Genomic DNA, 26,707 nt, shown 5'->3' with positions numbered 1-26,707 from the left:
GAGAAGGATTTCGGAAAGGAAGAAAATTATCGAATTGGCAGATCGATGTCTTTAAACATCTCTTCGATTTCAGCGTTGTTACGCAATGAAATCGCCTGTTCGACTACAGGGCGCGTCAAGTGAGGAGCAAAACGTTCCATAAAATCGAACATATAGGTACGAAGGAATGTGCCTCGCCTAAAGCCAATGCTCGTAGTGCTTGATCCAAAGATATGGCTGGCATCAATTACGACAAGGTCGGTATCCTGCTGCTGGTCAATCGCCATACTAGCAATAACACCAACACCAATTCCCATACGCACATAGGTTTTAATTACATCTGCATCGGTTGCTGTAAAGACTATCCTCGGGGTTAACCCTGCTGAATTGAACGCCGTATCAAGCTCTGAACGGCCAGTAAAGCCGAATACATAAGTAACCAAAGAATAAGCAGCAAGGTCTTCAATCGTGATATCTCGTTTTTTCGCCAGAGGGTGGTCCTTTGTGACAACAATTGAACGGTTCCAGTGGTAACAAGGTAGCATGATTGCATCCTGATACAGATGTAACGCTTCAGTTGCTATGGCAAAATTCGCAGTACCTTTTGCAATGGCTTCAGACATCTGAGTTGGCGTTCCCTGATGCATATGCAGGGAAACTTTAGGGTACCTTGCTGTAAACCCTTTAATCACTTCAGGTAGCGCATATCGAGCCTGGGTATGGGTCGTTGAGATATTCAGGCTGCCCATTTCCGGATGAGTGTGTTCACCAGCAACAGCTTTGATACTTTCAACTCTGGATAAGATTTCTCGGGAAATTCGTACAATATCTTCTCCGGCGGTAGTAACCTGAGTAAGATGCTTGCCACTTCGTTCAAAAATCTGAATACCAAGCTCGTCTTCCAGTAACCTGACCTGCTTACTGATCCCCGGCTGTGATGTATAAAGACTTTCTGCGGTTGCCGACACATTCAGGTTGTGGTTCACCACCTCAACAATGTACTTTAGTTGCTGCAATTTCATTTTCTGACCTGTATTCCATTTCAGCCCATGCATATAATGATTAGTTATAACGCTATTACCAGAAAATTGATAGTAAAAAGAAAAAGTCTTTGAATTATTTGGTCGTTGGTTTCTTTTCTATGCTAGTTTTGTAACCAAACACACAGAATTTATAACTATTCTGCGTTTTTCGTTACGTTGTCGAATATCAACATTGATAATGATGTGCTGAATACGCAAGTTTGGTGTATTCTATTTGACGCCCAATTGTAAACACTTATTTGGATGTAACTTTGTGAATATTGGTTTAATTATAATTCTTGTTGCTGTACTTCTCGTTCTGGTGATCGGCTATAACGTCATGCTTCAGTACCGCACTAAGGTTGAGTCAGCAAGAAAACAAGAGTCTGCACGCTACATTGCCATCATAGATGCAACGGAAGATCTTATTGGTAACGCTCACCACCTTCCATTTAGCCAGGAGCTACTTGTCTGCCTGAACCAACGTATTCTTGATGCTCTGGATGCCATGTGTGAGCTGGATCCGAAAAACCGCCAGCTAGCTCAGCGTAGAGAAAATATGAAGAATCAGGTTCAGCAGCTTAAAGAAAATTATAGCGGCGGCGAAAGTACATCTTTTAAAGTTCCAACCAGTGATAAACAAGCGATAATAATGCTTAAACTGGTTAAGAGACTCCGCGACACTATTCGCAGCGAACACAATAAAGGTCGTTTCAATACACAATCTTATGTAACCGAGAACGCCCGTTTAGAAACTATCCAGATCCGAATTAATATCGAGAACGTTATCAAACGTGCAAACGAAGCGGTAATGCGTAATCAGGTAGGTACTGCACGTCAACTACTTAAGAAAGGGCTCGACGCTCTGGCGCCTAAAAATGACTCTTATTCTAATCAGGCGCGAGAAAAGCTTCAGGGGATGCTTGATAAACTAGAACAAAATAAGAAAGATCAAAATGCTGAAGACCTGTTAGCTATGGAAGAGCAAGAGCGTAATAGCGATATGGAAGCGCTTTTTGGCGAAAAGAAAAAATGGTAAGTACTTATCTATAAAATCAACTCCAGGGTCGCTTTATGCGGCCCTTTTTGTATAAAACCAGACTCTTACTATGAATATACTTTCTGAATACCAAAGCCTTCTCGAGCCGATAAACCAGTTTCTACAGTGTGCTACTCCCGATAAATGGATAATCGAAGCTAAGAAACCTGAAAACTTAAAGACTGTTTTAGTCGATCATTTGATGTGTGAGCTGAAAGCAGGTCAATCAGCCATGTATCTCATTCGCAAATATGCCGTAGAACCCAGTAGCGCTGCAGCGTTGCTTGACTGGTTTAAGCCTTACGAGGATTTTGCATACCGACAGGCTGGTTCATTAGAGACACTGAAGGGAAAAAGTAATATCTCCAAATCAATCATCGCGAAAGCAGACTCTCCTTATAGCCGGGATCTTATCGATAAGATGGTATTGCTAATCAAAGAAGAGCTACATCATTTTTATCAGGTGTTGGAAATTATGGAAGACCGGGGTATTCCATATGAAAATATCACTGCGGGACGATATGCAAAAGGCCTGATTAGTAATATGAGAACCTATGAGCCAGGTGCGCTGGTCGACAAGTTGATTATTGGAGCATTTATAGAAGCTCGTTCCTGCGAGCGTTTCGCTAAACTGGCTCCCCATATGGATGACGATATTGCCAGATTTTATGTTTCTCTGCTCCGTTCAGAAGCAAGACATTATAAGGATTATCTGGAGTTGGCAGAGCAGATAGCTGGTGAAGATATTTCAGAAAGAGTTACTTACTTTGGAAAAATAGAAGCTGAGCTTATTTTATCACCAGATGATGATTTTAAGTTCCATAGTGGGATTCCAGTTTAGGTGACAGGTGACAGGTGACAGGTGACAAGTGACAAGTGACAAGTGACAAGTGACACAGGATGAGAAATATGAAAAAAGCGTGATAGGCAAACCTTCACGCTTTTGTTTTCCCTGTTGCCTGTAAGGCGAAGCCCGTCCGGTAACCTGTAACCTTTGCTCTTTAACCTAGAGTTTTATTAATCTCCGCCAATACCGCTGCAGGATCTGCTGCCTGAGTTATCGGGCGACCAATAACCAGATAATCAGAGCCTGCATTCACAGCTTCTACCGGAGTCATAATACGCTTCTGGTCACCAGCAGCGCTGCCAGCAGGGCGAATTCCCGGTGTTATTAGTTTAAAATCCTGACCCAAGCTTGTTTTTAGCATCGAAGACTCCTGAGCAGAGCATACAACCCCATCAAGACCACTATTCCTAGTAAGTGTTGCAAGTCGCATTACCTGATCCTGAGGTGCCATATCCAGGCCAATGCCCGCAAGATCGTTTTGTTCCATACTGGTAAGCACTGTTACGCCAATCAATAGCGGACGATCTTTACCATACGGTTCGAGTATCTCACGCGACGCACGCATCATCTTTTCGCCACCACTAGCGTGTACGTTCACCATCCATACACCTAACTCTGTAGCAGCTCTTACCGCTTTTGAACAGGTATTTGGAATATCGTGGAACTTAAGATCCAGAAATACCGAGAAGCCTCGTTTATGAAGTTCCTTCACAAACTCAGGGCCAAACAAGGTAAACATCTCTTTACCCACTTTCAGGCGACAAGAAGCAGGATCGATTCGGTCAACAAACGCAAGCGCATCCGCCTGATTGTCGTAATCCAGTGCTACTATTACTTTTTGATCCAGCATTTTCTCTCCTAAAATTCTAATAAAACCCAAATTCACGTCATTCCACTAGCCGTGCGCCTGCACAGGCTGGAATCTACTTACAAAACCTGAAATAAAAATATATTAACTGAAGTTATTTCTACAAACTAACCTAGATCCCCGCCTTCGCGGGGATGACAAATGATAGAAATAGCTAAAAATTACTCCCCATCCAATCCACGAATTGGCTTTATCGTTCCCCACCCTTTACAGGAAGGGCAATGCCAATAGAGTGAATGGGTTGAAAAACCACATTTTCGACATCGATGATGTGGTTTTACTTTTATTTGTTCACCAACCATCGCCTGAAGTGTAGTCAAACTATCTTTCGCTCGGCCTTCCTCAGCTTCCGCAAGGTGGTAATCCATAAGGCGATGGAACCCTTTCATTGTAGGGTTTTTCAAAAGCTGGCGTGTTAGCAGGGTCTGAGCTGAAGCCGTTCCTTCATGATGCGCCACCATCTGGGCAAGCATAAGTTCAGCAGACACCCCAGCACCAGCTGAGATACTAGCTCTCAAAAACTCTACCAGCTGCTGTTCTTGTCCTAAATGGTGATAGCACTCAGCGATGGTCGGCAATACTTCGGCAATAAAATCTATATCTTGTTCTAGCACCATTTCCATATACTTGATGGTGCTTTTGTAGTCCTCATTTTCAAGGTACATCTTACCAAGAGAGATGCTTGCCCGAACACATTTAGGGTCTTCTGAAAGAGCTCGCTTAAAGTACTGAATAGCCTTTGAGACATTCTGCTCTCTTTGTTCTTGCATTGCCATTTCACACCAGAAATGTGCAATATTGGCTTTCATACGTTTGCGCCCTAATTTCACTAGCGCATTCCCGTAATAAATCGCCTTGCTCCACTCACGGGTCTGTTGATAAATGGCGACTAGTTGCGTTAGTGCAGCTTCTTTGTGGGAGGGCTCATCCACGAGCTGTTCAAAGATCTTTTCTGCGCGATCTAAAAAGCCAGAGACCATATAGTCCTTCGCCAACTGTTGCAGTGCGAGGTTCTTCTGGTCGATGGTTAAACCGGATCGTGAAATCAGGTTCTGGTGAATACGAATGGCTCTATCAACTTCACCTCGTGAACGAAACAAATTACCCAGCGCTAAATGGGTATCAATGGTTTCATTATCAACCTGAAGGAGTTCAATGAAGTGATCAACCGCTTTATCCGATTGATCGGACAAAAGAAGGTTTAGACCCGTCACATACTGACGGGATATCTGATGAGACTGCTCCTGCTTATCCTGACGCGCACTACGGTTACCCATATACCAACCATAAGCGGCTGCAATGGGTAGCAACAGGAAAAGTAGCTCAAGCATCGATTAGTAAAACCTTTATACGCAATTAAGCTTTGTTCTCTACAGCAGGTGTAGAAGAAGAGTGCTTTCTAAGCTGACGGTTTAACTTTTTGATGGTTAGTTGTGATTTCAGTTGCATACTGCCAAATATTAACCACGCTAATGCAAAACCTGACACAAATACCACACCCAGCAAAGTAGATAAATGGAAATCGCCTTTTGCCAGTAAATAGTTGAATGTTACAACTTCTTGATTTTGTGCACCTAATGCCAGTGCAACTAAGAATAGCGCGATAACAAGAATGATTTTTATAATTTTCATCGTTCATTACTCCCTGGGTCTTCGCCGACCTCTGATTATGCAGCAAATCGCCTTTACAAACCACGCTAATCTTCGATTTCATGACATAAAAAAGCGGCATATGGAGATATGCCGCTTTTTTATAACTCTAACTAATGATTTAGCTGTAAATATCTACGCGTTCACGCAGTTCTTTACCAGGTTTGAAGTGAGGTACGTATTTACCTTCAAGTTCAACCTTCTCACCAGTTTTAGGGTTGCGCCCTACACGAGGCTCACGGTAATGCAATGAGAAGCTGCCAAAACCACGAATTTCAATTCTGTCACCGCTTTCTAAGGTAGAAGCCATATGCTCTAGAATGTCCTTAACGGCATCCTCAATTTCTTTAGCAGAAAGATGAGTTTGTTCAGCACAGAGTCTTTCAATAAGTTCAGATTTAGTCATATATCCCTCATTACTGTGTTATCCCAACGCATTGGGTATCTTAAAGGTTATTATCGAAAAAAGGGAGCCATCAGGCTCCCTCAGAACGATTATTCGCCTTTAGCAGCCTTGAATGCGTCAGCCATAGCATTACCGAACGCGCCTTCATCAGCTTTGTTCAGTGAAGCCATTGCTTCTTGCTCTTCAGCTTCATCCTTAGCTTTGATAGATAGGTTGATTACGCGGTTCTTACGGTCAACACCTGTGAACTTCGCTTCAACGCTGTCACCAGCACTTAGGATTAGAGATGCATCTTCAACACGGTCACGTGATACTTCAGAAGCACGGATGTAACCTTCAACGCCCTCTACAATTTCAATTGTAGCACCTTTTGCGTCAACTGCAGTTACAGTACCGTTAACTAGAGCACCTTTCTTGTTGTCAGCAACAAATGCGTTGAACGGGTCGTTCTCCATTTGCTTAACGCCAAGAGAAATACGCTCACGCTCTGCGTCTACTGCAAGAACAACTGCTGAGATCTCGTCGCCTTTCTTGTATTCACGTACTGCTTCTTCACCTGGAACGTTCCAAGAGATGTCAGATAGGTGTACAAGACCGTCGATGCCGCCTTCAAGACCGATGAAGATACCGAAGTCAGTGATAGACTTGATCTTACCAGTTACTTTATCGCCTTTAGCCTGAGCTTCAGCGAATGACTGCCATGGGTTAGCTTTACACTGCTTCAGACCTAGAGAGATACGACGACGTTCTTCGTCGATTTCAAGAACCATAACTTCAGCTTCGTCGCCAACGTTAACCACTTTAGATGGGTGGATGTTCTTGTTAGTCCAATCCATTTCTGAAACGTGTACAAGACCTTCAACGCCTTCTTCGATTTCAACGAAGCAGCCGTAGTCAGTTAGGTTAGTTACACGACCAGTTAGCTTGTGACCTTCTGGGTAACGCTTAGCGATTGCTACCCATGGATCTTCACCTAGCTGCTTAAGGCCTAGAGATACGCGAGTACGCTCACGGTCGAACTTAAGAACTTTAACTAGGATCTCGTCACCAACGTTTACGATCTCAGATGGGTGCTTAACACGCTTCCAAGCCATGTCAGTGATGTGTAGTAGGCCGTCAACGCCACCTAGGTCTACGAATGCACCGTAGTCAGTAAGGTTCTTAACGATACCTTTAACTTCGCTGCCTTCTTGTAGAGTTTCAAGAAGCTCGTCACGCTCAACACTGTTTTCAGATTCGATAACAGCACGGCGAGAAACAACAACGTTGTTGCGCTTCTGATCTAGCTTAATTACTTTGAACTCTAGCTCTTTGTTCTCTAGGTGAGCAGTGTCGCGGATTGGGCGAACATCTACTAGTGAACCAGGTAGGAACGCACGGATACCGTTTAGTTCTACAGTGAAACCACCTTTAACTTTACCGTTGATGATACCAACAACAGTTTCAGCTTCTTCGTATGCTTTCTCAAGAACGATCCAAGCTTCGTGACGCTTAGCTTTCTCACGAGAAAGCTGAGTTTCACCAAAGCCATCTTCTACAGCGTCTAGAGCAACGTCGATTTCAGAACCAACTTCTACTTCAAGTTCGCCAGCAGCGTTCTTGAATTGCTCTGCTGGGATAGCAGACTCAGATTTAAGGCCAGCATCAACAAGAACGAAACCGTTCTCAATTGCTACTACAGTACCTTTAACAATAGTACCTTGGCGGAATTCTAGTTCGTTTAGAGACTCTTCAAAGAGTTGAGCGAAAGATTCAGTCATTAATTTGATCTTCAATATTAAACTTCCACGGGCATCCTACCGCGTGGGGTTGATAAATTAGCCAGTCATCTTCCATGCGACCGACCTCCTGTTGCCTCTTACTGAGACAACTTAGATTCGATAAATTCAAGTGCTTTTTCCACCACTTCATCAATAGAAAGTGATGTAGAATCAAGCACTAAAGCGTCATCCGCAGGACGTAACGGCGCAACCGCTCGGTTACGATCTCGGTGGTCACGTTCTTGGATCTCGCTCAAAAGGTGGTCAAATTTAACACTTAACCCCTTGTCTTGCAACTGCTTCATGCGTCTATTTGCACGCTCTTCTGCACTTGCATCTAAGAATATTTTAGCTTCTGCTGATGGAAATACCACTGTACCCATATCACGGCCATCTGCAACCAGACCTGGTTCCGTTGCAAAAGCTCTCTGACGGCGTAGCAAAGCTTCTCTGACTCGAGGTAAGGCTGCTACTTTAGACGCAGCCATTCCGGTTTCTTCTTTACGTAGTTCACCAGAAACATCTTCCCCTTCAAGGATAACCTTAACCAGGTCACCTTCAGCGATAAACTGAACATCCAGATGTGTTGCCAGTGGTACTAATGCATCTTCAGACTCGGTATCAACGCCATGGTGAATAGCAGCCAGAGCCAATACTCGATAGATTGCTCCGGAATCGAGTAGGTGGAAACCTAATTTTTCCGCCAGCATCATGCATAAAGTGCCTTTACCAGCACCACTAGGTCCATCAACGGTTACAACCGGTGTATTAGAGGACATTTGTTTCTCCAAATTATTTTTTAGCAAGCTTAAAAGTCAGAGTAAAAGGTATGAGAGCTTGCTTTAACGGCGGCATATTATAGGGGGAAATAGGATTGGGGGCGAGTAGAAATGTGGATTATTTATGGTTACGGGTTACGGGTTACGGGTTACGGAAGATTGTGAAACAAAAACGCGAGCTCATCAACTCGCGCTTTTAATTCTTAACCGGTTACCCTTTACCTGTAGAGCGAAGCTCGTTCTGTAACCTTTAAACTAAACGATCGGTCTTTGCCCTCTCTGAATCCACTTCATCAGAAGGTTGTCTGCTGCATCACCACCAATTTTAGCCAGACGATCTGACATTTTCTTTTTCTGAACATAGTGAATAGAAAGAACCGTCTTTTCTTTGCAAGCTTCAACGACAAGGTCGTCAGAAGTGCGTATCTCATCTACCAGACCTAGACCTTTCGCTGTAGTACCAAACCAGTGTTCACCCGTTGCTACCTTTTCTAAATCCAGTTCAGGACGACGTTCACGAATGAAGTCTTTGAAAAGCACATGAGTTTCTTCCAGCTCTTCTTTAAACTTCTCACGAGCTTTATCAGTGTTCTCACCAAACATCGTCAGTGTGCGCTTATATTCACCAGCAGTTAGCTGCTCAAATTCAATATCGTGCTTTTTAAGCAGTTTATTAAAGTTTGGAAGCTGTGCAATCACACCAATAGAGCCAACGATAGCAAATGGCGCAGAGACAATTTTGTCGGCAATACATGCCATCATATAACCGCCACTTGCTGCCACTTTATCAACCGAAATAGTCAAAGGCAGATTTGCTGCTTTTAGTCTGTCTAACTGAGAAGATGCAAGGCCATAGCCATGGACCATACCGCCACCAGACTCAAGGCGAAGCAATACTTCATCCCCTTCTCTTGCTACAGAAAGGATGGCGGTTACCTCTTCACGCAGAGAAGCCACTTCTTTCGCATCGATGCTGCCATTAAAGTCGAGAACAAACAGATGTGGTTCGCGAGTTGTTTCCAGCTCACCTTCTTTGGCTGCTTTCTTCACCTCTTTGCTACGAGACTTAGCTTTCTCTTTTGCCGCCTTCTTCTCGACTTTATCGCGCTCTTTGATAAAGGTGCCGTCGTGAAGATGATGCTCCATCACTTCCACCGTGTTTTTATGCTGTTCTGTCAGGTTGGTTATCTCTAACTCCCCTTTTGCGCCACCTGGCTTACCTGAAACGCCTTTCGCAACAATCAATACAGCAGCAATCGCAACTACAAAGGTCACGATCTTAGCTAAAAACAGGCCATAATCTAACAAAAATTCCAATCTTGCTTCCTCAATACATGAGATTTATGTAATCATCCCGTCATGATACAAGGGCTTAATTCTCTTTCAAGCAGTTCCTGCTAAAAGCGTTATGAGTTCTTACAATAATTAATAAGATAGAGATACGAGAAAGTGGAATATTCTGTAGCAAAACACACACTAAAGGACAAAGTCATTCTGGTTACCGGCGCTGGCGACGGTATTGGTAGACAAGCCGCTCTAAGTTACGCCGAACATGGCGCAACGGTGATTCTTCTGGGTCGCACAGTAAAAAAACTAGAACAAACCTACGATGAAATTGAAGCCGCCGGCTATGCTCAACCCGCAATTATTCCTCTGGATATGAAAGGCGCGACGAAGCAAAACTATGTTGATATGGCTGAAACCATTGAACAGCAGTTTGGTAAGCTTGATGGTGTATTACATAACGCTGGCCTTCTTGGTGTTATCAGCCCATTTGATCAAATTGGTGAAGATACCTTTGATGATGTGATGCAGGTGAATGTAAAAGCTCAGTTCCTGATGACTCAGGCACTTCTTCCTGTACTTCACCAATCTGAAGACGCTCGAATTGTATTTACTACATCTACTGTTGGGCACTCTGGCAGAGCTTTCTGGGGTACTTACTCTATCTCTAAGTTTGCTACCGAAGGGATGATGCAGGTTCTGGCTGACGAACTAAGCGATACCAATATCCAGGTAAACGCGATTAACCCAGGCGGCACCCGCACAGGGATGCGTGCTAAAGCTTACCCTGCGGAAGACTCCAGCTTATTGAAAACACCACTGGATATTATGCCGCTTTACCTTTATTTGATGGCACCAGAAGGTAAAGACGTTAACGGCCAGTGTATCGACGCTCAGCCTAAGTAACGCAACCTCTTCACAAAACTTACCCATTGTTCCCACGGTCCTCCCGTGGGAATACATACCTGACTTAGACAGATCTGCCATAAAATCTTACCTTCATACTTTCTACGCTCATTCGGGTGATTTCACCTATGATATGCATTACCACGCATAGCATGGTAACGAGTAGTTTTGCCACCATTTCTTTTTCTAGCCTTGATCCTCATTTATAATTAAATATACTGTACATATATACAGGTATTTTATTATGAATGTACTCACTGATCTTATAAATAACAGAAAACTACTCTGGAAAGGCTCTGAACAAAAGCCGATGACAGAGGTGACATCATCTGGCTACAAAGAGATGGATCGCCAACTACAGGGTGGCTTTCCAAAGCATGGCGTGGTTGAAATTTTGTCTGATACCGGTATTGGTGAACTTCGTTTGCTCACGCCTTATATCAGGGAAAACAGCCAGAAGAGACTCTCTGTTTTTATTAATCCTCCAGCCTATCTGTGTGCAGAGTTTCTTGAACAGCAAAACATCGATTTAAGTAGAGTTATCATGATTCATCCTAAAAATGATAAAGATGCTTTATGGGCTGCTGAACAGAGCCTGAAAAGTGGTGCCTGTGGAAGTGTTTGTTTATGGCACTCCTCATTAGAAGTACATCAGGCAAGACGCCTACAGGTTGCCAGCGAAACCGGAGGCTGCTTGCACTTTTTCTTCAGAACAGAACAAAAATTTCAAGTCACCCTTCCTATATCTCTTAGTCTCACATTAAAAGCGACCGATCTAGGGTTAGAAGTATCTGTTAGCAAAAGAAAAGGAGGTTGGCTCAATTCTACCTTCCAGATCGATATGTCCAGGTTGTGGCCTTCATTGACAAGGCCAGCTACAAATGAGCCGGTCCTTGCATTCCCGACTCTCAAAAGAGGCCATGCATAATGCTTTGGCTCTACCTGCATTTTCCGAAACTACAACTGGATACTCTTTTTTCAGAGCTCAGTGGTCCTGTCTGTATTATCGATAAAGCGACCATTATCCAGGCAAATTCGGTTGCTGAACAGCAAGGTATTCGTTTAGGAATGGGACTAGGGAGCGCAGCATCACTCTGCCCAAGCCTTCAGGTGCATCCTTATAAGCCCGAAGCTGAGGAAAAAAACTGAAAGAGATTGCTCATTGGCTCTATCTACTGACTTCCGATATTGCACTTTTTCCGCCATCGGGATTACTGTTGAAAGCCAGCAATATGTTGACCTTGTACGACGGCCTTGAAAGCTACTGGCATGCTCTGAAATCACATTTAGATACACAGGAATTCGAATATTATTACGCATCAGCCTTTTCACCACTGGCTGCTCGCCTGATGGCACAAGCTGGTTGGAATCAAATTGCAGACAACAAGGCAAGATTAGAGAAACAACTAAAAACTTACCCATTAGCCGCAACCGATCTTGATATCAAAACTACAGAAAAACTAAACAGGGTTGGTATCCGTACGCTTAATGAGTTACTGGAACTGGATATATCAGAAGTAGCCAAGCGATTCGATATCAATCTGGTCAATTACGTCGGCCGACTTACCGGACGTTTTAAACACCCTGTTGAGTTTTACTATCCGCCAGAGTCTTTTAAGCGTTATCTGGAATTGCTGTACGAGATAGAGAATGTTCAATGGCTGGAAAAACCTCTGCGCAAATTATTCGTTCTGCTGGAATCATTCTTAAAGATAAGAGATCAGGTTGCTTATGAATTAACCCTATCCCTTCATCTGCGAGATAAACCCGATCAAAGCGTGACTTTTAGCTCTGCGCAGGGAGATTACCTTGCCGGAAAATGGCAAAGGCTAAGCCAATTAACACTGGAATCACTTCAGCTTGATGCTCCGGTTATTGGTTTAACTCTGGAAGCTAAAAGGGTCGAACAACTTCAGCCTGCACATAGCGATATCTTCGATGGTCAGGTAGGTAACCACTCTGCCCTTGAACTGATATCCCTTCTTCAGGCAAAGCTAGGTAATGAAGCTGTAAGTGGTATCACACTAACCGATGACCCTCGTCCGGAAAAGACCACCCTACTCTGCCCTCCGATGAGTACTGAGTCGCAGCACAATAAAACCAATAGGCTCCGGCCTAGCTTTTTGCTTCCGGAACCAGAGCCATTAAATGAGAAAGTCTCCATTATGCAAGGGCCGGAAAGGTTAGCTACGGGGTGGTGGGATGCAGGAGAAATTGTCCGGGATTACTTTGTCGTACGAAGCAGTACCGGACGCTGGCTGTGGGTATTTAGAAATAAAAATAAGCAGTGGTTTATTCATGGGGTTTTTAGTTAATACATACAACCTAAGAAATGACAAGGGTGAAGCTCATCGCTCAGGACGCCGTAAATCCATCCATGGAGGCTTGGACGCAGCATCCATGCTGCGAACACCTGCTCAACGAGCCACACCCTTATCATCCAACCTAAACCGTAAGTTTCCTCTTTATCGCTTTGATTACATATGAAAGAGCAACAGATTCAATACGCAGAACTCTTCTGCCAGAGCAATTTCACCTTTCTTACCGGTGCATCTCATCCGGAAGAGCTGATATTGCAGGCGGATTTTCTTCGTTACTCAGCCATCGCGATTACTGATGAATGCTCTGTAGCCGGAGTAGTAAGAGCTTACTCAGCCCAAAAAGAGCATAACCTGAAAATCAAACTGATTATTGGCAGTATGTTCTGGCTGAATGCAGAATGCCAAATAGTCTTACTCTGCCCAAACATAGAGGCGTATAAAGAGCTTTGTCGTGTTATCACCAATGCTCGAAGAAGAGCTGAAAAAGGAGAATATAATCTCTCTGAGTGGGATCTGATGTCTCTTCAGCACTGTTTTGTTCTCTGGCTACCCTGCAATAAACATGCGGATTACCAATGGGGAGACTGGCTTTCAAAACATCACAAGGAACGGTTATGGATCGGTGCCCAAAGGCACCTAGAAAGCGGTGATAAAAGCTATATCCGATATTGTGAAAGATTGGCTCATCAGTTTCACCTACCAATTACAGCTTGTGGTGGCGTACTGATGCATTCTGCAACGCGGCTACCACTACAACATACTCTGACTGCAATTCGGTTGAACACTTCAGTATCAGATGCCAAAAAACACCTGATTACCAATACAGAACGAAGTTTGAGACCTAAAGAGAAGCTCAGAAAAGTTTTTCGGCCTGAATGGCTAAAGGAAAGCCACCATCTTGCTGAATGTTGCCAGTTCGAACTGGACGAAATTATGTATCAGTACCCATCAGAGCTGGTTCCGGATGGTAAAACCCCGATGGGCTATTTGCGTGAATTAGTTGAACAAGGGAAAAAAGAACGCTTTCCGGAAGGAATTACAGCGGAAATTCAACAGACAATAGATAAAGAGCTGAACCTGATTGAAGAGGTAGATTACCCTTTTTATTTTCTCACCATCCACGATCTGGTTGTCTTCGCCAAAGAAAAAGGAATTCTTTACCAGGGGCGTGGCTCTGCTGCTAACTCCGTGGTCTGTTACTGCCTAGGAATCACCTCTGTCGATCCGCGGCAGATTTCTGTTCTGTTTGAACGCTTTATTAGTAAAGAACGTGATGAGCCACCTGATATTGATGTCGATTTTGAGCACGAACGCAGAGAAGAAGTTATTCAATACATCTATAAAAAATATGGTCGCGAACGCGCAGCCATCGCTGCTACCGTGATTAGTTACCGTTTTAAAAGTGCAGTTCGGGATGTTGGTAAAGCATTAGGGATTTCAGAAGCCCAGCTCGATTTCTTTATTAAAAACATCAATCGACGCGACCGCTCTTTGGGCTGGCAGGCTCAAATAACTGAACTAGGGCTTAACCCTGACTCACTCAAAGGTGAGCAATTTATTCAACTGGTCAACGATATTATGGGCTTCCCAAGACACCTGTCTCAGCATGTGGGCGGGTTCGTTATTTCTGCTGGCCCACTTTATGAGCTAGTGCCTGTAGAAAATGCCTCAATGCCTGACAGAACGGTTATCCAGTGGGATAAAGACGACCTGGAGAGCCTGAAGTTACTCAAAGTTGATGTTCTGGCTTTAGGCATGCTTAGCGCAATACGTAAGTGCTTCGATCTGATTAAAAGATATGAAGGACGGAGCCTAAGTATTGCTGATATCACGCGTATGCAAGATGACAAGAATGTCTATGACATGATTCAGAAAGCAGACACCATTGGCGTATTCCAGATTGAATCGCGGGCACAAATGAGTATGTTACCTCGCCTGAAACCTGCCAACTATTATGACCTGGTAATCCAGATTGCGATCGTTCGTCCCGGGCCGATTCAGGGTGATATGGTCCACCCTTACCTGAAAAGACGAGATAAAATTGAACGAGAGAGCTACCCATCTAAAGAAGTGGAACAGGTTCTGAAACGAACTCTTGGCGTCCCTATTTTTCAGGAACAGGTGATTAAACTCGCGATGGTCGCGGCCGGGTTCTCTGGTGGTGAAGCAGATCAACTGCGCAGAGCAATGGCTGCATGGAAGAAACACGGTAACGTGTTTAAATTTAAATCAAAGCTAATCGATGGCATGCTTGAACGCGGCTATGAACTTGAATTTGCTGAACGTATCTTCGATCAAATATGTGGTTTTGGTGAATATGGCTTCCCAGAAAGTCATTCCGCTTCATTTGCAGTTCTGGCTTATTGCTCCGCCTGGTTGAAGTATTATTATCCCGAAGCATTCTATACATCCCTTCTTAATAGTTTACCTATGGGGTTTTATAGTGCTTCCCAGCTTATTCAGGATGCCAGAAGGCACCATATACAAATACTTCCAGTATCTGCTAACTACTCCGAGTACGACCACAAAGTAGTTCGTATATCTTCTTCCGGCTCTGACCGGAAACGTTATGCTATCCGCCTCGGTTTCAGGTTGGTTAAAGGCCTGTCCGCTCAGGGAGCAAAACAGCTATTACTCGGCAGAAAGAAGTCTCTGTTTACTCATATTACTCAAATAAAAAATATCGGCTTAAACCGAGGGGATTTAGAAGCCCTGGCATCAGCGAATGCCCTAGAAGAATTATCAGGGGACAGATATTCCGCTCGCTGGGAGTTGATGGATTCCATTAACGATCTACCACTCTTTGAACAATACCAACCAACTGACAATGCTTACCAACATCAGGTAAGTGATTATGACACTCTGGTCGAAGACTATGCCTCAACCGGACTGTCACTGGAAACTCACCCAATAACCTTACTTGATCAAGCAGGTCAGCTCGGTAGATTCACCCGTCAGAAAGATCTCCTCAATAAGCCTCATAAATCGCTGGTGACTGTAGTTGGTGTTGTAACGGGAAGACAATCCCCTGGAACCGCAGCCGGAGTGACCTTTTTTACATTGGAAGACGATACCGGGAATATCAATGTGGTTGTCTGGTCAGGAACCGCAAGAGCACAACAACAGGCTTATATATCTTCGAAGATACTAAAAGTAAAAGGTATTATTGAACACGATGGAAAGGTTATCCATGTTATCGCCGGGAAGTTAATTGACCTGACCGACAAGCTTGGAGAGTTGGCGACAAAATCCAGAGACTTTCATTAGTCATTACATTTACCAGGTACTAAAAAGGGTGGACTTTGCCACCCTTCTCATAAGTAATCATCAAGTTACTTATGGCCAAGTATTTCACGCATTCTTTGCTGAGCAACATCCACCAGCAAGTCTGGCTGGAACTTAGAAATAAAGCGGTTGCACCCCACTTTCTCAACCATCGCTTCATTAAAACTGCCGCTAAGAGACGTGTTTAGAGTGATAAACAGATCTTTCATTCTCGCATCCTGGCGGATTTCATACGTTAGTCGGTAACCATCCATTTCAGGCATTTCTGCATCCGTAATCAGCATCATGATTTCCTGGTAAATATCTTTACCTTCATCAGCCCAGCGCTTAAGCAGTTCCCAGGCCTGCTTACCATCACTGCATTCGATAATATTTAACCCAAGCTGTTCTAATGTTCCCCTAACCTGACCACGCGCCGTCGATGAGTCATCTACAATCAGAACGTTTCTGCCCGCCATATGCCCAACAAGATCCTGGTCCAACACCTCGTCAGAGATTGAAACATCATAATCAACAATCTGAGCAAGCACTTTTTCCACATCGATAATTTCAACAATGTGTTTCGCTCCATCCTGCTCTATCTGAGTAATAGCAGTAAGGTAGTTAGAACGTCCTGCAGTGGCTGGGGGCGGTTCAATTTCGGTCCAGGCTGTATTCACAATGTTCATCACCTGCCCGACGCGGAAACCCTGGATAGAGCGGTTATACTCAGTGATGATAAGGTTCTCTTCCAAATCTTCACCTCTGGCAGGAGGAAAGCCAATCGCTGCACGCAGGTCAATAACAGGAACAGACTCCCCTCTTAAAGAGGCAACGCCAGTAACATGATGGTGAGCACCGGGCATCTTAGTCAGAACCGGTACTTTCAATACCTCTTTTACTTTAAATACATTTATAGCAAATAGCTGTCGGCTATTTAGCTTAAACATCAACAACTCTAGACGGTTTTCACCAACCAAATTTGTTCGTTGATCAACTGTACTTAAAACTCCGGACATACCACTTCTCACTAAGCTGGAAAAAAATCAGGTTATCGCTTTATCTAAATCGCCTGGATACCAATACAAGCGCGTTTCAATATAAAGCTTTTTCTCAGTAACTACTATAGCTCATAACCGTTTATGATGGATGCGCCAGATAATATATTGCGAGCTTTATCCTTCAACCACTTTCATCAGAAGCTGACCATCGTACATCGCCTGTTTAATCAGTGCCGCACCAGGCATGGTTGCTTGCTTGTAGAAACGACTCTCAACCATCTCAAGATCTTCATAATAAATGGGCAAACATTGTTGTTTGATACTAGCCTGAATCGCAGGATATAAAACTGATTTAGCCTGATTGATAACGCCACCAATCAACACGATTTCCGGGTTGAATAGATTAATAACGATGGAAATAGCAGAACCAAGATAGTGGCCAAGCTTTTCAATCACATCAACAGCGAGGGGATCACCATCAGCAGCAGCGCTACAAATATTTTCAATCGTAATATTTTGAGATGAAAGAGAAGATTCCTCTCCTTCGGCAAGCCGGCGTTCTACTTCACCCCTAACCGCCTTCGAACTTGCAACCGTATCCAGACAACCTTTATTGCCACAGTCGCAAACTTCCCCATTAGGGACAACCTGGATATGCCCTAACTCACCAATGTTACCATTTCGCCCCTGAATCAATCGTCCATCGAGAATGATCCCGGCAGCAAGGCCGTGGTGAATAGAGAACAGAACAGAGTTTTCGTTTTTCTGCGAGTTACCAAATAGTTTTTCCGCCAACGCCCAAGCATGAGTATCGTTTGCCATAAATACAGGCAATCCAGTCGCTTCAAAAATCGCGGAGCCTAACGGCATGTTCTTTACATTGTAGTGTGGCATCTGGAGAACAACCCCTGAGGCTGGATCAACAAGCCCTGGAATCGTTACTGCGATACTGGTTACCCTATCGAGCTGGTCAGCATAGGTTTGGAAGAACTCATCGATTTCATGCAAAAGTCGGGCAAGCAAGTCGTCCTGGTCATCTTCATGAACATCAATTCTGGTATCGACAAGAACATCACCACCAAGATCGTGTAGTGCTATTGAAAGGTATCCGCGTCCAAGACGCAGAGAAAGAAACTGCCACCCTTCATTTAGCGTTTGCAAACCAACCGCAGGACGCCCACGACTGGTCGCTTCCTGAACCACCGTCTCGTGCACCAGGTTAGCATCAATAAGCTCTCGGGTGATTTTCGTTATGCTGGCAGGAGCGAGCTCACTTATTTTTGAAAGATCTATCCTGGAGATAGGACCGTAAAGATCAATCAATTTATATACGCGGCCTGCATTAACCTGTTTTATATGGTCAATATGGCCGGGTTGAGCCAAATACATCTTCTACTCCAAAACAGTATGAACCGACTAATTTTTTTACTTTGCGAACTAATTGTGAAGTCACTTGCTATATTGCCGTGACCAGCATCACGTACTAATCACATTTCACAGCAAAATAGCAGAATATCTGTCTTGCTTTTGCATATCCACTTCTTTTTTCTGAGCTTCATTAATAATTTTTTAAACTTTATGCATATATGCCTAAGTATAAAGTTGTCAACAACGACACAAATAGTTCTATCAGTGCATATACTTAATGTTGCACGGGTAGGCAGGCAAAAACAGATAACTAAAACCGCCCGTTCTATCATAAAACAGCAGCCTAAAGGAATGTGGAGTATCCCATGAGCAAAAGACTCAGACGAACCAAAATAGTGACAACACTTGGCCCTTCCACTGATAAAGACGATAACCTGGAAGCCATTATTCAGGCAGGGGCAAACGTAGTCAGGATGAATTTCTCGCATGGTAGCCCCGAAGACCATATAAGAAGAGCAAATCAAGTACGCACGCTGGCAGCCAAATACAACCGCCACATCGCCATACTAGGCGACTTACAAGGACCAAAGATCCGGGTATCAACCTTTAAAGAAGGAAAGATTCATCTCAATGTAGGAGACCGTTTTACACTCGACAGTGATCTTCCTGCAGGAGAAGGTGATCAGGAAGGGGTTGGGCTGGATTATAAAGAGCTGCCACAAGATGTATCCATTGGAGATACCCTACTACTGGATGATGGACGGGTACAACTCAAAATCGTTTCAGTAGATGGAAACAAAGTACATACCGATGTAACGATTGGCGGTCCGCTTTCTAACAATAAAGGCATAAACAAAAAAGGCGGTGGGTTATCTGCTGCGGCTCTGACTGAAAAAGACAAACGCGATATCCTCACTGCTGCAGAGATCAAGGTTGACTACCTCGCGGTATCCTTTCCCCGGAATGGTGAAGACATGAAATATGCCCGTCGTCTGGCCAGAGATGCTGGCTTACAGGCAAAGCTCGTAGCGAAAGTAGAGAGAGCAGAAACCGTCAGTGATCAGGAAAGCATTGATGACATCGTGATGGCATCGGACGCAATTATGGTAGCTCGAGGTGATCTGGGAGTTGAGATTGGTGACCCCGAATTAATCGGGGTACAAAAACAGCTTATCAGAAGTGCTCGTAGCATGAACCGTACAGTAATTACTGCGACTCAAATGATGGAGTCCATGATGGCAGCACCAATGCCGACACGGGCAGAGGTGATGGACGTAGCAAACGCTGTACTCGATGGTACCGATGCCGTAATGCTGTCCGGAGAAACAGCGGCTGGACAATACCCTGTAGAAACCGTTAAATCGATGGCAGAAGTGTGCATGGGGGCGGAAAAAATGGCATCGGTTAATGTCTCCAGTCACCGAATGACACGTCGCTTCGTCGCTCCGGAAGAAACCATCGCTATGGCAACCATGTATTCGGCGAACCATATGGATGGAATTAGCGCTGTTGTGACTCTGACGGAATCAGGCCGCACACCGCTGATGATGTCCAGATTGAGCTCAGGATTACCCATCTTCGCTCTATCCCGAAATGAAAGCACGTTAAACCGAGCGGCTCTATATCGTGGCGTCACTCCGGTATATTTTGATAGTAACGCTGATGCTGGGCTTCCATCCGCACAGGCTGCGTTGGCGACATTAAAAGAGCGTGGATTACTCGATGCGGGTGATAGTGTAATCATGACTCAGGGTGACGTCATGGACATTATCGGTTCCACTAACTGTATGAGAATTCTTACTGTGGAATAAACTTATAGGACGACTATAGGCTCTTTCTAAAGGGCCTATTTTTGTTTCCACTGAAGGTTTTTCGTCTCAACATAACTGTCTATATAGTTATACCCTGCCATCAAACCCAACTCATAGTCATGTAAAAGGTCTTCTTCTTTGCTAAGCAGTGGTGATGCTCTTAACGATTCATGAGGGGTAATCTGCACAATAAAACAATCATCAGGTGGACTTAGCAAAAACTCCTGGGTGAGCGCGTAAGTTTGGTAATGCACCATGACTAGATCAGCAATACCAGAGTCAAACTTATCCCCGAAAAGATGGCTCAGACGATAGATGTCATCAGCACCAAACAGCCAGCGCCCTCCATTAAGCATATTCAGATGCTTCTTGTGTGGCTTCGCCTCTTTTGAACGACTGAGCTGATCCTGCCAGAAATCACTCCACTCACTTTTCCAGTCATTAAAAACACCCTGCCAACGCTCCTGCATATTCGCGACTGGCTCCCTATACCAAACTCTGTCTGTTACAGGCGATTGCTCTTCTTCATTTTCATCTAAACATTCTGTACGAATCACAACAATATTTCTTGCAGCATTTCTCCAGGCCTCCTGTACAGGAATTGCAGCAGAGACACCGCCATCAACATAGCTAACGCCATCAATCATTATCTCATCGGAATAAATTCCGGGTATTGCGCAAGTTGCCCTCATCACGTCATACCAATTGTCATCAAGAATTGGCAAATAGTGATCATTCAGATGCTTCGAATCTGTAACCGCGGCTAATGCAATTCTGTCTCTCAAAGAACGTCTGCCCATATCCAGATCAAGCTTATATGGATAGTCACAAATTCGCTCAAGCGCCCATTCAAGGTTTAGCCCCTGTTTACGCCTGATATAGCTAAATAGGTGGAAGAAGTTATCGTTAGTAGTTAAATCAAGAATGAAGGATTTTCCAAGCCCATTCTGTCGACATAGAAACGCGCATATGTTTAATGCACCTGCCGAGGTGCCATAAAAAATATCGAAAGGATCGAAATTGGAAAGTATAAAAGAATCGAGTACGCCAGAGGTAAATATCGACCTCTGGCCGCCACCCTGCGCAATAAGCGCAGTCCTTCCCTCCAGGTATTTCACGTATCTGGAGGTATTGGTTAAGGTCTGGGTACCAGTAACTACGCCCCTATTGGACATCCCTACCTCAAGTTAAGCACCTATCGCAATGACACCTAATCCGATGATCACTGCAAATGCCGCTACCACAATCATTAAAGTGTAATTTAAGTCTTTATCCATAAAAGCCTCCTTGGTTAACATTTTAATAACAGATGTGTGAGGTACCCTCAAGAACTCAACAAAAAACCTTTTTGAATATGTAGTTATAGTCACAATTATAGTACGGGATTTTGATAAATATCGGATGAAGTTATGAATAAATTGTTATTTTTCATGCTACTACTCAGTATTGGCAATACAGCTTATGCCAGGTTATTTTTGTCACCTGCTATCGGGTACACTGCGGGTGGGAAAATAGAGAACGAGAGCAGTGAGTACTTTAATATCGAGTCATCGGAAAACTACAACTTAAGCCTAACAACCAACCTAGATAAAGGAAGAATAGGTCTGTTCTACTCACGACAAGATACTAACGTAACTAACCAACCTCTTAGCCTGACGATGCAGCACCTGCATTTCCAGAGTGCAATCTATTATCAATCCTCCTCTGAGAAGATACTTCCCTATCTGGGGCTTAGTCTGGGAAGCACCTACCTGGATACGAACTGGGCTAAATCTGACTACGAGTTTTCAGCTTCAGTATTTGGTGGCTTGGAGTATAAGTTCAACGAAACGATAGCACTACAGGCTCAACTTCGCTGGCTCGGTATTCTCACAGACAGTAAAACGTACTCGGTATGTACTTCTTCAGCCTCGGTTGAGACAAGTAAGTGTTTGATAAAATTTGAAAGTGACTGGTTAGGTCAGGTACAGAGCAATATCGGAATGGTTATAAAATTCTGAATTTTCACTATAGTCAGCGGCTATTACCGTAATAAAATTATGTTTTTTGCATATTTTTCAGTCATACACGCTAAAAAGCATTGCAGTCACAACATCTGACACATAGAAACAACAGAGACAATTCAACCATCACAAATCAATTATCCAACTTAAATCACTTTATTTCCCACACCAGTACTCATTTTTAACTCAAAAAAACATATTTTTTAACAATTACTTTCTATTGCTTTAGGTCACATTAAACTGTAGTCTTCTTGTCACGCGTAGCTGAATATTTCAGTTTTCGCAAACACACATTGCATAAATTAGAATAATACTCTGAGTTTTATCTGTTAAATTAGAATAAAAACCTAGTTTGTAACTCTTATTTCGACATTAGAGCAAAGTCTTTTCGCCTTTGGCGCTTTATTATGTTGAAGGGTTGCAGCATGTCATTCGAAATGCACAGGTAAATGCTTCATGTCTCAGAGAAATGCCGTAAAGGAGTAGTTATGAAGCGAGAACAATGGGGATCCCGTGCGGGATTCATTCTTGCCGCAGTTGGATCTGCAATTGGCCTGGGTAACATTTGGCGTTTCCCATATATGGCGTACGAAAACGGTGGTGGCGCATTTTTAATTCCTTACCTTTTTGCCATGCTCACCGCAGGTATTCCATTTATGATCCTGGAATTTTCTATGGGTCAACGTAATCGTGGTTCTGCACCAATCACTCTTGGGCGTATTAACGCTAAGTATGAGTGGCTTGGTTGGTTCCAGATTGGTGTCGCTGCAACAATCGCAGTTTATTATGTTGCTGTTATTGGTTGGGCAATTTCATACTTCGGTATGTCTTTCACTCAGGAGTGGGGCACAGATACTAACGCATTCTTCTTCAGTGAATACCTAGGTCTTGGTGACAACTCACCAACTAACCTTGGTGGCATGCAGTGGAAGATTGCTGGCGCAATGCTAATTGCATGGGGTATCACATACGCAGCTATCGCTGGCGGCGTTAAAGCAGGTATCGAGCGCGCAGCAAAAATCATGATGCCAGTACTATTCTTCATGGTACTTGCACTGATTGTTCGCATGATTATGCTTCCTGGTGCTTTAGATGGTGTTAACTACCTGTTCAAGCCAGATTTCAGCAAAATCTTTGACTTTAACGTATGGGCTGCTGCTTACGGTCAGATCTTCTTTACCCTAAGTATCGGTTTCGCAATCATGCTGGCATACTCAAGCTACCTACCTGAGAAATCAGACATCAACAATAACGCATTTATGACAGTGTTGATCAACTGTGGTTTCTCTATCATGGCTGGTGTTATGATCTTCTCTGTACTAGGCTACATGGCTGCAGAGCAAGGTAAACCACTAACAGAGGTAGTAAGTGCTGGTGTTGGTCTTGCGTTTGTAACGCTACCAGCAGCAATCAACCTGCTTCCTGCGCCATACATTCTTGGCCCTCTATTCTTCCTTGCACTAGTTGTTGCAGGCCTGAGTTCACAAATCTCTATCATTGAAGCAGTAACTTCAGCAATCATCGACAAGTTGAACTGGTCTCGTAAAAAAGCGGCAACTATCGTATGTGGCGTTGGTTTCGCAATCTCTATGGCATTCGCTACTGATGGCGGCCTACTACTACTAGACCTTGTTGACCACTTCGTGAACAACGTTGGTATTCTGGGTAGCTGTCTGGTTGAAATTGTACTGATGGCATGGTTCGTTAAGCTGGCTGATGTTCGCGACTACGTGAACAAGTACTCTGACTTCTCTATCGGTGGTTGGTTTGAGGTCTGCCTACGATTCATTACACCAATTATGCTTGCTATCATCGTTGGTCAGAAGCTGATTCACCTGATTCAGGAAGGTTACGGCGGCTACGATATGAAACTTGGTTGGGGCCTGATGGCTGTTCTACTAATCATTGGTGTTGCTGTTAACGTAATGAGCAAACCACAACAGAAAGTGGAGGCATAATTATGACTTTCGGTGCAATTATCATGATGATTATCGGCCTGGGTGTAACCTGGGGTGGCGCAGCGTTCTGTATTAAGCGCGCAATGGATAGTCAGCAAAAATAATGACTAGATAACAAGAACGCCGGCTAAGTAGTTAGCCGGCGTTTTCTTTTATCTAAGCTTTAAAAGCAGTTCAGAGCCATTAAAAATCGTATCGGATTCCGACTGCCGCCCCCATACCCAATTTCAAATCATCCTTGCGGTTGTTGAATTCCAGCTCTGGATGTATTTGCCCATAGGCTTCCCAGTTAGGAGAAAAGCCCCAGTTCAATCCGAGTGGCATTCGGACACCGAAGTCTCGACTATCATCACCCCAGCCAACTCTTGCGCCACCACCGACATACCAGGTGAACGGAATATCTTGATTATCAAAAGGGCCTTTACGGAATAGATAATCTGCAGTCACCCCGTCATTACCAACCGCAAGGTTAATTTTGTTGTCAAACTGAAGTAAAACACTGAAACCAGGATCAATACCAAAGCCAAATTTTACATTTGACGGTGTACCACCCTGCTCCTGGCTATAAGCCGTTCCAGATATGGCTATGGCAAGCATGCCAACAGATAATATACGCTTATACATAGCGTTCCCCATAGTGCTTATTTTAATAACGCCCTAGTATTTATATTCGAGAAACAAAATCAATATGCGAACAAAAAATACACAGAAAAATGACAAAAGCCCCATGGGATATGGGGCTCGTTATGAGATGAAATTCGGGTCTATAAAAACAGTGGTAAACGGCTAGCCGTGAGTTTTAATCCACTCATCCATATCGGTTTTTAGGTTATCAGACTTGGTACCAAATATTGCCTGAACACCACCAGCAACAACCACAACACCAGCTGCGCCGAGTTGTTTTAACTTGTCCTGATCGACTGCATCAGTATCAGCAACTGCAACTCGAAGACGAGTAATACAAGCATCTAGCCCGGTAATGTTAACTTTACCACCGAAGGCAGCAACCAGCTCACCAGCCATCTCATTGTCACTGATTGCAGCTCCCGCATCTTCCGTTTCATCTTCACGTCCCGGGGTTTTAAGATCCATCGCCTTAATAACCGCGCGGAAAATTGTGTAGTAAATAGCAGCATAAACCAGGCCACACACTACAAACATAATCATCTTCTGTGAGTTACCAGATAGAACAATAAAGTCGATAAGTCCGTGTGAGAACGATGTACCATGCACCATTCCAAGTGTATTGGTAAGCACAAAAGCCGAACCTGCAAGCAGAGCGTGAATCGCATAAAGAACAGGAGCAACAAACAGGAATGAGAACTCAATAGGCTCTGTTATCCCCGTAAGGAATGATGTTAATGCTGCAGAAACCATCACACCCATGATCTTAACGCGATTTTCTGGCTTAGCCGAATGAGCTATCGCAATAGCAGCAGCAGGCAGGCCATACATTTTGAACATATAAGCACCAGCCAATTGACCAAAACCATTACCAGCAGCGCGAGATGCGGCATCAGCTTCGAGGTAACAGGTCAAAATACCCGTACGTGCTTCACCTGCAGCATTGACACAACTACCCGCTTCGAAGAAGAAAGGTACGTTCCAGATATGGTGAAGACCGAAAGGAATCAACGCCCGCTCTACGATTCCGTAAATACCAAACGCAACCTGCGGGTTCTGGTTAGCTGCCCAGTGAGAAAACGATTCGATACCCGCACCAATAGGAGGCCACACAACAGAAAGAAGTAAACCAAGCGCAATAGCTAAGAAGCCAGTAATAATAGGAACTGCACGCTTACCAGCAAAGAATCCTAAGTAGTCCGGCAACTGGATACGGAAGAACCGATTAAATGTCCAGGCAGCGACACTACCAGCAAGAATACCGCCAAGCACACCGGTGTCTATCTTATCGACCCCCATAATCGAAGCCATAACACCAAGGGTAGCTGCCATAATACCGTAGCCAACTATTGCCGCGAGGCCAGCTACACCATCGTTATTAGTAAAACCCAGAGCAACACCAACAGCAAAAAGCAAAGGCATCTGCCCAAACACAGAACCACCAGCCTGAGCCATGATGTTAGAGACAATATCGGGTAACCAGCTAAAGTTTGCGGCACCCACACCAAGTAAAATACCAGCAACAGGAAGAACAGATACCGGTAGCATCAATGCTTTACCGACCTTCTGTAATTCAGCAAACAAGTTTTTCATAGATTGCACTCCTGACAAAGTTTGAATAAACCAAATCCAGGGCTCTTACTACCTCCCACATAGTTTTAATATTAGTACGTAACGCAAAACTGTCGCATTAATGTTTTATTTCAATAGCTTTGGAACAGATAAACTTGCTGTTGTAGCAAAATTGAGAAGAGATTAAAGAATGAGAGTCGCCAGAAAGCTTTAGAAAAGAGTAAGGCAATAAATACGGCTGAGTG

General features: G+C 43.9%; 23 protein-coding genes and 1 pseudogene. 10 read left to right on the top strand and 14 right to left on the bottom strand.

Annotation, left to right across the window (positions count from 1 at the left end):
- Window positions 1-26 precede the first annotated feature (26 nt).
- Window positions 27-1,001, bottom strand: a complete 975-nt coding sequence (cysB, locus tag P7F88_RS16925) for an HTH-type transcriptional regulator CysB (protein ID WP_277826576.1) — start codon at window positions 999-1,001, stop codon at window positions 27-29.
- A gap of 274 nt (window positions 1,002-1,275) precedes the next feature.
- On the opposite strand from cysB, the gene P7F88_RS16920 reads away from it, so the two are divergent.
- Together P7F88_RS16920 and miaE are read left to right on the top strand one after the other, a co-directional pair.
- Window positions 1,276-2,040 carry a DNA repair protein gene (locus P7F88_RS16920; protein WP_277826573.1) on the top strand — a complete coding sequence of 255 codons (765 nt, stop codon included), beginning with the start codon at window positions 1,276-1,278 and terminating at the stop codon, window positions 2,038-2,040.
- 70 nt (window positions 2,041-2,110) lie between these two features.
- The gene (miaE, locus tag P7F88_RS16915) at window positions 2,111-2,881 is read left to right on the top strand and encodes a tRNA isopentenyl-2-thiomethyl-A-37 hydroxylase MiaE (RefSeq protein ID WP_277826571.1); all 771 of its coding nucleotides are present in this window, start codon (window positions 2,111-2,113) and stop codon (window positions 2,879-2,881) included.
- Between the two features lie 160 nt (window positions 2,882-3,041).
- Here the strand turns inward: miaE and pyrF are convergent, their stop codons facing one another.
- The 7 genes from pyrF to sohB form a co-directional block, all read right to left on the bottom strand.
- On the bottom strand, window positions 3,042-3,737 hold the full coding sequence (gene pyrF, locus P7F88_RS16910) for an orotidine-5'-phosphate decarboxylase (RefSeq protein ID WP_277826569.1): 696 nt from the start codon (window positions 3,735-3,737) through the stop codon (window positions 3,042-3,044).
- 179 nt (window positions 3,738-3,916) lie between these two features.
- On the bottom strand, window positions 3,917-5,086 hold the full coding sequence (lapB, locus tag P7F88_RS16905; RefSeq protein WP_277826567.1) for a lipopolysaccharide assembly protein LapB: 1,170 nt from the start codon (window positions 5,084-5,086) through the stop codon (window positions 3,917-3,919).
- 25 nt (window positions 5,087-5,111) lie between these two features.
- Complete coding sequence (locus P7F88_RS16900) at window positions 5,112-5,387, bottom strand: LapA family protein (protein WP_277826565.1); 276 nt, start codon at window positions 5,385-5,387, stop codon at window positions 5,112-5,114.
- Window positions 5,388-5,526: 139 nt separating this feature from the next.
- Window positions 5,527-5,811 (bottom strand): integration host factor subunit beta, encoded by a 285-nt coding sequence (gene ihfB / locus P7F88_RS16895; protein WP_277826563.1) that lies wholly within the window; start codon window positions 5,809-5,811, stop codon window positions 5,527-5,529.
- 89 nt (window positions 5,812-5,900) lie between these two features.
- Complete coding sequence (gene rpsA / locus P7F88_RS16890; RefSeq protein WP_277829213.1) at window positions 5,901-7,571, bottom strand: 30S ribosomal protein S1; 1,671 nt, start codon at window positions 7,569-7,571, stop codon at window positions 5,901-5,903.
- A 98-nt stretch (window positions 7,572-7,669) separates the two neighbouring features.
- On the bottom strand, window positions 7,670-8,350 hold the full coding sequence (gene cmk / locus P7F88_RS16885) for a (d)CMP kinase (RefSeq protein WP_277826561.1): 681 nt from the start codon (window positions 8,348-8,350) through the stop codon (window positions 7,670-7,672).
- A gap of 255 nt (window positions 8,351-8,605) precedes the next feature.
- Window positions 8,606-9,667 carry a protease SohB gene (sohB, locus tag P7F88_RS16880; RefSeq protein WP_277826559.1) on the bottom strand — a complete coding sequence of 354 codons (1,062 nt, stop codon included), beginning with the start codon at window positions 9,665-9,667 and terminating at the stop codon, window positions 8,606-8,608.
- Between the two features lie 132 nt (window positions 9,668-9,799).
- Between sohB and P7F88_RS16875 the strand changes: the two genes are divergently transcribed.
- The 4 genes and pseudogenes from P7F88_RS16875 to P7F88_RS16860 all read left to right on the top strand — a co-directional run bounded on the left by P7F88_RS16875 (window position 9,800) and on the right by P7F88_RS16860 (window position 16,128).
- Complete coding sequence (locus P7F88_RS16875) at window positions 9,800-10,540, top strand: YciK family oxidoreductase (RefSeq protein ID WP_277826557.1); 741 nt, start codon at window positions 9,800-9,802, stop codon at window positions 10,538-10,540.
- 244 nt (window positions 10,541-10,784) lie between these two features.
- A complete protein-coding gene (gene imuA / locus P7F88_RS16870) occupies window positions 10,785-11,468 on the top strand; it encodes a translesion DNA synthesis-associated protein ImuA (protein ID WP_277826555.1) in 684 nt (227 codons plus the stop codon).
- A pseudogene (locus tag P7F88_RS16865) lies at window positions 11,468-12,855 on the top strand (Y-family DNA polymerase). Before imuA ends, P7F88_RS16865 begins: the two are co-directional and overlap by 1 nt.
- Window positions 12,856-13,038: 183 nt before the next feature.
- Window positions 13,039-16,128 carry an error-prone DNA polymerase gene (locus P7F88_RS16860; RefSeq protein ID WP_277829212.1) on the top strand — a complete coding sequence of 1,030 codons (3,090 nt, stop codon included), beginning with the start codon at window positions 13,039-13,041 and terminating at the stop codon, window positions 16,126-16,128.
- 65 nt (window positions 16,129-16,193) lie between these two features.
- Here the strand turns inward: P7F88_RS16860 and P7F88_RS16855 are convergent, their stop codons facing one another.
- Window positions 16,194-17,144, bottom strand: a complete 951-nt coding sequence (locus P7F88_RS16855) for a chemotaxis protein CheV (protein WP_277826553.1) — start codon at window positions 17,142-17,144, stop codon at window positions 16,194-16,196.
- Between the two features lie 156 nt (window positions 17,145-17,300).
- Window positions 17,301-18,515 carry a sugar metabolism global transcriptional regulator Mlc gene (mlc, locus tag P7F88_RS16850; RefSeq protein ID WP_277826551.1) on the bottom strand — a complete coding sequence of 405 codons (1,215 nt, stop codon included), beginning with the start codon at window positions 18,513-18,515 and terminating at the stop codon, window positions 17,301-17,303.
- Window positions 18,516-18,859: 344 nt separating this feature from the next.
- Here mlc and pyk point away from each other — a divergent pair, with 344 nt between their 5' ends.
- Window positions 18,860-20,305: a pyruvate kinase gene (pyk, locus tag P7F88_RS16845; RefSeq protein WP_277826549.1), complete on the top strand. Its 1,446-nt coding sequence runs from the start codon at window positions 18,860-18,862 to the stop codon at window positions 20,303-20,305.
- Window positions 20,306-20,340: 35 nt separating this feature from the next.
- Here the strand turns inward: pyk and P7F88_RS16840 are convergent, their stop codons facing one another.
- Window positions 20,341-21,480 (bottom strand): patatin-like phospholipase family protein, encoded by a 1,140-nt coding sequence (locus tag P7F88_RS16840; protein WP_277826547.1) that lies wholly within the window; start codon window positions 21,478-21,480, stop codon window positions 20,341-20,343.
- 12 nt (window positions 21,481-21,492) lie between these two features.
- Window positions 21,493-21,582 carry a cytochrome bd-I oxidase subunit CydH gene (gene cydH / locus P7F88_RS16835; RefSeq protein ID WP_277826546.1) on the bottom strand — a complete coding sequence of 30 codons (90 nt, stop codon included), beginning with the start codon at window positions 21,580-21,582 and terminating at the stop codon, window positions 21,493-21,495.
- A 132-nt stretch (window positions 21,583-21,714) separates the two neighbouring features.
- On the opposite strand from cydH, the gene P7F88_RS16830 reads away from it, so the two are divergent.
- The 3 genes from P7F88_RS16830 (at window position 21,715) to P7F88_RS16820 (ending at window position 24,370) form a co-directional block, all read left to right on the top strand.
- Window positions 21,715-22,305 carry a porin family protein gene (locus P7F88_RS16830; protein ID WP_277826544.1) on the top strand — a complete coding sequence of 197 codons (591 nt, stop codon included), beginning with the start codon at window positions 21,715-21,717 and terminating at the stop codon, window positions 22,303-22,305.
- Window positions 22,306-22,796: 491 nt separating this feature from the next.
- Complete coding sequence (locus tag P7F88_RS16825) at window positions 22,797-24,266, top strand: sodium-dependent transporter (RefSeq protein WP_277826542.1); 1,470 nt, start codon at window positions 22,797-22,799, stop codon at window positions 24,264-24,266.
- A gap of 2 nt (window positions 24,267-24,268) precedes the next feature.
- Window positions 24,269-24,370: a MetS family NSS transporter small subunit gene (locus P7F88_RS16820; protein WP_277826540.1), complete on the top strand. Its 102-nt coding sequence runs from the start codon at window positions 24,269-24,271 to the stop codon at window positions 24,368-24,370.
- 79 nt (window positions 24,371-24,449) lie between these two features.
- On the opposite strand, the gene P7F88_RS16815 is transcribed toward P7F88_RS16820, so the two are convergent.
- Window positions 24,450-24,890, bottom strand: a complete 441-nt coding sequence (locus tag P7F88_RS16815; RefSeq protein WP_277826538.1) for a hypothetical protein — start codon at window positions 24,888-24,890, stop codon at window positions 24,450-24,452.
- A 162-nt stretch (window positions 24,891-25,052) separates the two neighbouring features.
- The gene (gene ptsG, locus P7F88_RS16810; RefSeq protein WP_277826536.1) at window positions 25,053-26,483 is read right to left on the bottom strand and encodes a PTS glucose transporter subunit IIBC; all 1,431 of its coding nucleotides are present in this window, start codon (window positions 26,481-26,483) and stop codon (window positions 25,053-25,055) included.
- Window positions 26,484-26,707: the final 224 nt, after the last annotated feature.

Source organism: Vibrio hannami, from assembly GCF_029589055.1.
Lineage (GTDB): Bacteria > Pseudomonadota > Gammaproteobacteria > Enterobacterales > Vibrionaceae > Vibrio > Vibrio hannami.
This window is presented reverse-complemented; position numbering and strand designations above follow the sequence as displayed.